Origin of the sequence: Pseudomonas sp. BP11-1-1 (assembly GCF_052112105.1) — a bacterium.
Lineage (GTDB): Bacteria > Pseudomonadota > Gammaproteobacteria > Pseudomonadales > Pseudomonadaceae > Aquipseudomonas > Aquipseudomonas alvandae.
The window spans coordinates 194,974-201,247 of record NZ_JAUTYU010000009.1 but is presented as its reverse complement, the minus strand read 5'-3'; the positions used below and the strand labels follow the sequence as shown (position 1 = coordinate 201,247).

Annotated in this window: 8 protein-coding genes; 5 read left to right on the top strand and 3 right to left on the bottom strand. The window is 61.3% G+C overall.

The window, feature by feature from the left end; genetic code table 11:
* Nucleotides 1-45 precede the first annotated feature (45 nt).
* Nucleotides 46-1,263 (bottom strand): alanine transaminase, encoded by a 1,218-nt coding sequence (gene alaC, locus Q7C33_RS18945; protein WP_030139333.1) that lies wholly within the window; start codon nt 1,261-1,263, stop codon nt 46-48.
* Nucleotides 1,264-1,469: 206 nt separating this feature from the next.
* On the opposite strand from alaC, the gene Q7C33_RS18940 reads away from it, so the two are divergent.
* The gene (locus Q7C33_RS18940) at nt 1,470-2,132 is read left to right on the top strand and encodes a LysE family translocator (protein WP_258648158.1); all 663 of its coding nucleotides are present in this window, start codon (nt 1,470-1,472) and stop codon (nt 2,130-2,132) included.
* A gap of 79 nt (nt 2,133-2,211) precedes the next feature.
* The gene (locus tag Q7C33_RS18935; RefSeq protein WP_030139331.1) at nt 2,212-2,700 is read left to right on the top strand and encodes a GyrI-like domain-containing protein; all 489 of its coding nucleotides are present in this window, start codon (nt 2,212-2,214) and stop codon (nt 2,698-2,700) included.
* Nucleotides 2,701-2,736: 36 nt separating this feature from the next.
* Here Q7C33_RS18935 and Q7C33_RS18930 read toward each other — a convergent pair whose 3' ends face one another.
* Entirely contained in the window at nt 2,737-3,339 is a 603-nt protein-coding gene (locus tag Q7C33_RS18930) for a pyridoxamine 5'-phosphate oxidase family protein (RefSeq protein WP_030139330.1), read from the bottom strand.
* Nucleotides 3,333-3,857 carry a GNAT family N-acetyltransferase gene (locus tag Q7C33_RS18925; RefSeq protein WP_051065940.1) on the bottom strand — a complete coding sequence of 175 codons (525 nt, stop codon included), beginning with the start codon at nt 3,855-3,857 and terminating at the stop codon, nt 3,333-3,335. The genes Q7C33_RS18930 and Q7C33_RS18925 overlap by 7 nt, the downstream gene beginning before the upstream one ends.
* A 141-nt stretch (nt 3,858-3,998) precedes the next feature.
* Here Q7C33_RS18925 and Q7C33_RS18920 point away from each other — a divergent pair, with 141 nt between their 5' ends.
* From Q7C33_RS18920 to Q7C33_RS18910, 3 genes are all read left to right on the top strand, one after another.
* Entirely contained in the window at nt 3,999-4,433 is a 435-nt protein-coding gene (locus Q7C33_RS18920; protein WP_407683928.1) for a YybH family protein, read from the top strand.
* 56 nt (nt 4,434-4,489) lie between these two features.
* Nucleotides 4,490-4,834, top strand: coding sequence for a YciI family protein (locus tag Q7C33_RS18915; RefSeq protein ID WP_030139327.1), 345 nt, complete (start codon nt 4,490-4,492; stop codon nt 4,832-4,834).
* A gap of 89 nt (nt 4,835-4,923) precedes the next feature.
* Entirely contained in the window at nt 4,924-6,159 is a 1,236-nt protein-coding gene (locus Q7C33_RS18910) for an RNA polymerase sigma factor (RefSeq protein ID WP_407683927.1), read from the top strand.
* The last annotated feature ends 115 nt before the right edge of the window (nt 6,160-6,274 follow it).

Here is a 6,274-nt window from a genome sequence, read left to right as displayed (position 1 = left end):
ACACTCAGCCTTCGCGAGCAAGCCCGCTCCCACATTAATTTTGTGTCAGGCCTCAGGTTTTTTGATCAACCCATCCGCCCGAAACATCCCCCGAATCCCCCGCACCGCCTGGCGAATCCGGTCCTGGTTCTCGATCAGTGCAAAGCGCACGTGATCATCCCCATATTCCCCGAACCCCACCCCCGGCGAGACGCAGACCTTGGCCTCGGCCAACAGCTTCTTGGCGAACTCCAACGACCCCAGGTGCGCATAGGCATCGGGAATCTTGGCCCAGACGTACATCGACGCCTTCGGGTTTTCCACCATCCACCCCAGTTCATGCAGGCCCTTGACCAGCACATTGCGGCGCTGGCGGTATTGCTCGGCGATATCGCGCACGCATTGCTGGTCGCCTTCGAGGGCGGCGATGGCGGCGACTTGCAGCGGGGTGAAAGTGCCGTAGTCGTGGTAGCTCTTGATTCGCGCGAGGGCGCTGACCAGTTCCGGGTTGCCGACCATGAAGCCGATGCGCCAGCCGGCCATGTTGTAGCTCTTGGACAGGGTGAAAAATTCCACCGCGATGTCTTTCGCGCCGGGCACCTGCATGATCGACGGGGCTTTCCAGCCGTCATAGACGATGTCGGCATAGGCCAGGTCGTGGATCACCAGCACGTCGTACTGCTTGGCGAGGGCGATGACCCGCTCGAAAAAATCCAACTCCACGCATTGCGCGGTCGGGTTGGAAGGGAAGCCGAGGATCATCATCTTCGGCTTCGGGATCGAGCCGCGAATGGCCCGTTCCAGCTCATCGAAGAAATCCACGCCAGGCACCAGCGGCACCGAACGCACCTGGGCGCCGGCAATCACCGCGCCGTAGATGTGGATCGGATAGCTGGGGTTGGGCACCAGCACCGTGTCGCCCTGGTCCAGGGTGGCCAGCATCAAGTGCGCCAGGCCTTCCTTGGAACCGATGGTGACGATGGCTTCGCTTTCCGGGTCGATGTCGACTTCGTAGCGGTCCTTGTACCAGCGCGAAATGGCGCGGCGCAGGCGTGGGATGCCTTTGGACGTGGAATAGCCGTGGGTGTCTTCACGCTGGGCGACGGTGACCAGTTTCTCCACGATGTGTGGGGGCGTGGCGCCGTCGGGGTTACCCATGCTCAAGTCGATGATGTCTTCGCCGCGCCGACGCGCAGCCATCTTCAGCTCGGCAGTGATATTGAATACGTACGGGGGGAGTCGATCGATGCGCGCAAAGCGGCGCGGCGAACCTTGTTCGGCCATTGTTGCCTCGAGATACGTGAGCGCCCGGAACCGTCCGAGCGACGTTGGCCACTGCGGTGGCCTGCGGCGCAAGATAATCGGGCTGATGTCAGATTGTCCAGTAGCCGCATCGAACTATTTTCGACGACACTGTTGCCCCGGCTGCGGTGCCGCCGCCGGTCCGTGGATCGGTAAACACTGCACACCCAATCTTGATGGAACGAATGATGGAATTTTCCAGCGGTTTCCTGCTGAGCCTTTCGCTGTGCCTGGACATTGGCGTGGCCAATATCGCGATGATCACCCTGGCGATGCAACGCGGCTATTTCCAAGGCTTTGCCCTGGGCCTGGGCACCTGTGTAGGGGATTTGATCTACGCACTCCTGGCGTTGGCCGGGATGACTGTGTTGTTGCAATACGACACGGTGCGCTGGGTGCTGTGGATCGGCGGCTCGGTCCTGTTGTTGTATTTCGCCGCGAAGATGGTTCATTCAGCGATCTACCATCATGCAGTGTTGGCCGAGGCCGGCGAAACTCGAGGCAACTCGCCACGGCAGGAGTTCTTTCGTGGAATCTTCCTCGCGATGTCATCTCCCAGTGCCATTCTCTGGTTCGCGGCGGTGGGCGGGACGCTGATTGCCCGCTCTGGTGGTGGCACTGTGCTCAGTTCGGCGTTGTTCCTGGGAGGATTTCTCAGCGCCGGGTTGCTTTGGAGCGCGGGCCTGTGCCTGGCGGCGACCCAAGGCGGAAAATTGTTAGGGGACAAGTTGCTGCGCTACTCCTATTGGGCTTCCGCGGCGATCTTCTGTTATTTCGCCGTTTACGTGATTGTTTCTGGCTACAACGAGTTTGTAGGAAAAAACGCTACGGCTATCCTGCCTGGACTTTGACAAGCGAAACGGTCTGGCAATCACGGTTTGGCTTCTATACTGCCAAGCCCGACTTCAAGTTTTCCGGAGTGTTGAAGCAATGGAAACGCAAAAACGCGTTAACGCAGGCGAGCCGCGCTTTGAACAGGGACGCTTTCAGCTGATCGCCGGTTTCGGCGCGCGTTTTACCCAGGACACTGCCCAGGACATCCCGCAGCTCTGGGAAAAATTCCTGCCTTGGCTCGGCAAGGTGCCGGGGCAGAAAGACGAAGTCACCTACGGGGTGTGCTGCAACCCGGACGGTCAAGGTGGCTTCGAATACATTGCCGGGGTGGAAATCAGCCGGCTCGACGACCTGCCCGAACAGTACCGCTGGATAGAGGTCCAGCCCGGGCCGTACGCGGTGTTCGAGCACAAGGGGCCGCTGAAAAACCTGCCGGACACCTTCCAATACATCTGGAAGGAATGGCTGCCTCGATCCGGCCACGAAGCGGCGGACGAGCCGGAATTCGAGCGCTACAGCGAAGACTTCAATCCCCGGACCGGCGAAGGCAGCCTGGAAATCTGGATTCCCCTCAAGCCAAAGTAACCCGCCCCATGCGTCCTCAGGCGCGAAGAGGATTATTCAATACAGGCTGGCCTGCACCCGCGCAGGTGTTTCACGGTCATAAGCCTCGGCATCGAACCCCTCATTCAAACGCTTGTGGATCGCTCCGGCGCTGGGAACTGCCGAGCGATCAAGGTAGCGCTCCGGGTTCCACAGCTCTGAGCGTACGATAGCCTTGGAGCAATGAAAAAACGCCGCTTCGATCGCGATCAGCAGTACCGTGCGAGGCAACTTCCCGTTGACAGCGAAGCGCTCGAGCAGCTCGGGTTCGACGCTGATGCGCGCGGTGCCGTTGACTCGCAACGTCTCACCGATTCCGGGGATGATGAACAGCAGGGACACCCGAGGGTCATGAAGGACGTTGCGTAGGGTGTCGATGCGGTTATTGCCCGGGCGGTCGGGGAGCGCCAGAGTGTGTTCGTCGAGGATCTGCACGAAACCCGGTGCGTCGCCACGGGGCGAACTGTCCAAGCCATCAGGCCCTGCCGAGCCGATGATCACCATTGGCGAGGCCCGGACCATCGCCTGGTAATCCTCGTTGAGAAAAGGGATCTGTTTGCGCACTGCCCGCTCATGGGGCTGGCCGTAGATCGCTTCCAGTTGTTCAATCGAGGTCAACATGGATCAGTCCTCCCGGCGGCTGATCCGCCTGGTTGAAACACCAACCCCATCCGCCGCTCATAACCGATGCGGCCCTTGTAGGCCTCTCCGCTGTCGACCCAGCCCAGCCGGGCGTAAAGGGCGATGGCCGAGTCGTTGTCGGCATCGACCGAAAGCTCCAATCCCTTGATTTCCGGCCACGCTGCCCGTGCCACGGCGGGGAGCGCTTGCAGGCAGGCCTTGCCATAGCCTTTGCCCTGGGCACGATGGTCGACTTGCAAGGCGTGCAGAGTCGCGCTGTGTTCGTTGGCCCAGGCCGGCAACACGGGCGGACGCTTGAGCAACAGGAATGCCACCGGAACCTCGCCGGCCAGCAACGCGAAACCCTTGACCCCTGGGCCGGGCTTGGACAGCAGCGTGTGCAACGCGCCGTGGATGTCGCCGGAAAACTTGATTTGTTCGGGGTGGATTTCGATGGATTCGACCTGTTGCCGTTGCAGCGGGGTCAGGTCTTCATAAGGCACGAGCTGGGCGGTCATCAAAACGTCCGTTGTTTGCCGACAGAATGGACTCTGGATTCTAGCGAAATTTTTTCTTTGGATTATTTTTGTTTGGCTGTCGATTCGCCGTTTCTCCAAACGACAAAGGATGTCTCTAACAAAAAACTGCGGAGAACCACCATGAACACCCAAGCCACCGAAACCGAAATCCAGGCGCTGATCGACACCTATCGCCAGGCTGTCATGGCCAAGGACGTGGAAAAAGTCATGGCGCTCTACGACGACAACATTGTCTCGTTCGACGCCATCCAGGCCCTGCAATTCAAGGGCAAGGTCGCCTACCGGGCCCACTGGGAGGCCTGCATGGAAATGTGCCCCGGCCCGCACAAGTTCGATTTCCATCAGGTGCAGATCACGCCAGCCGACAATATTGCGTTCGCCCACTGGCTGGCCTATTGCGGCGGCACCAACGACAAAGGCGAGGAGCAGGCTTGCTGGATGCGCGTAACGGCGTGCTACAAACGTTCCGCCGGGCAGTGGAAAATCGTCCATGAGCATTGGTCGGCGCCGTTCGATCCGATGGCCGGGACGGCGATTTTCGATCTGCAGCCCTGAGCGGCTGCGGTTCGCTTCTGCCATCCTTGTCGATCAGTCCGATCACGGAGTTTTCCATGAAGTATTTATGCCTGGTGTACAGCAACGAACAGGTTCTGCATAACTCGCCGGACAGTCCCGAGGACGCCGAATGCATGGCCTACGCCGAATCGATCCAGGGCAGCGGCCGGATGGTCGCGGCCGAAGCCCTGGAGTCGGTCCAAACCGCCACCACGGTGCGCATGCGCGGCGGCAAGTTGTCGATTACCGACGGCCCGTTCGCCGAAACCAAGGAGCAACTGGCGGGCTTCTATCTGATCGATGCCAAGGATCTGAACGAAGCTATCCAGGTCGCCGGCAACATACCGGCGGCCCGGGTTGGCTGCGTCGAGGTCCGGCCTGTGCGGCAATTGAATCCCTGAACGTTCATCCTCCACGGGAGCGCTTTCATGAGGCTTGAGCCTGTTTCCAGCCGAGCCATCAGGCCGGTGACCCAAGGCCTGTCCGCCTGATGCCCGCCGACGCGGTCAAGGCACGGGTCGAGCAGGTTTATCGCCAGGACTCGCGGCGAATCCTGGCGACCCTGATTCGCCTGCTGGGGGATTTCGACCTCGCTGAAGAAGCCCTGCACGAGGCCTTCTTTATCGCGGTCGAGCGCTGGCAGCGTGACGGTGTGCCCGATAACCCGCGGACCTGGCTGGTATCGGCCGGACGCTTCAAGGCGATCGACAGCTTGCGTCGGCGGGCGCGCTTCGCCGCCTCGCAGCCGATGCTGATTGCCCAGCTTGAAGAACTGGAGCAAACCGAGTGGAGCGATGAAGACGTGGAAGACGATCGGCTGCGGCTGATTTTCACTTGTTGTCACCCGGCACTGGCAGCCGATGCGCAGGTGCCGTTGACCCTGCGTGAAGTCTGCGACCTGACCACCGAGGAAATCGCCCGGGCCTTCCTCGCCGCGCCAGCGACCATTGCCCAGCGCATCGTGCGGGCCAAGGCAAAGATTCGCGACGCGAAGATTCCCTATCAGGTGCCGTCCCGTACGGAGCTGCCTGAGCGGCTCGACAGTGTGCTTCGGGTCATTTACCTGGTGTTCAACGAGGGCTATTCGGCATCGATGGGCGCCGAATTGACCCGCGAAGACCTGACGCGCGAAGCCATCCGTTTGGCGCGCCTGTTGATGGAGTTGCTGCCCGAAGCCGAAGTCATGGGGTTGCTCGCATTGATGCTCTTGCACGAATCGCGGCGGCCGGCACGAACCTCAATGACTGGCGAGTTGGTTTTGCTGGACGAGCAGGACCGGTCGCTGTGGGATCGCGCCATGATCACCGAAGGCTGCGCCATGGTCGAGGCCGCGCTCAATACCCGGCGGTTCGGGCCTTATTGCCTGCAAGCGGCGATCGCTGCGGTGCACGCCGAAGCACCGACGGCGCAAGAGACCGACTGGCCGCAGATCGTCGGCCTCTACGACGTGCTCTTGCGCGCGGTACCATCACCGGTGATCGAACTCAACCGGGCGGCCGCCCTGGCCAAGCGCGACGGGCCACAGGCGGGGCTGCAGCTGGTCGACGGGATATTGGGCCGGGGCGAATTGACCGACTATCACCTGGCCCATTCGGCGCGGGCGGAGTTCTGTCGGCAGTTGGGGCGGGTTGAAGAGGCGAGGGCGGCGTATCGACGTGCGCTTGAACTGACGCAGCAGTTGCCGGAACGGCGGTTTATCGAAGCCAGGCTTGCCGGGTTGCAATGAGGTGGCGCCGGGCACAGCCCCGTGGCGAGGGAGCTTGCTCCCGCTGGGTCGCGAAGCGGCCCCCCGCGGTGTGCCAGTTAAATGAAAGGAGCTGCTGCGCAGCTCAGCGGGAGCA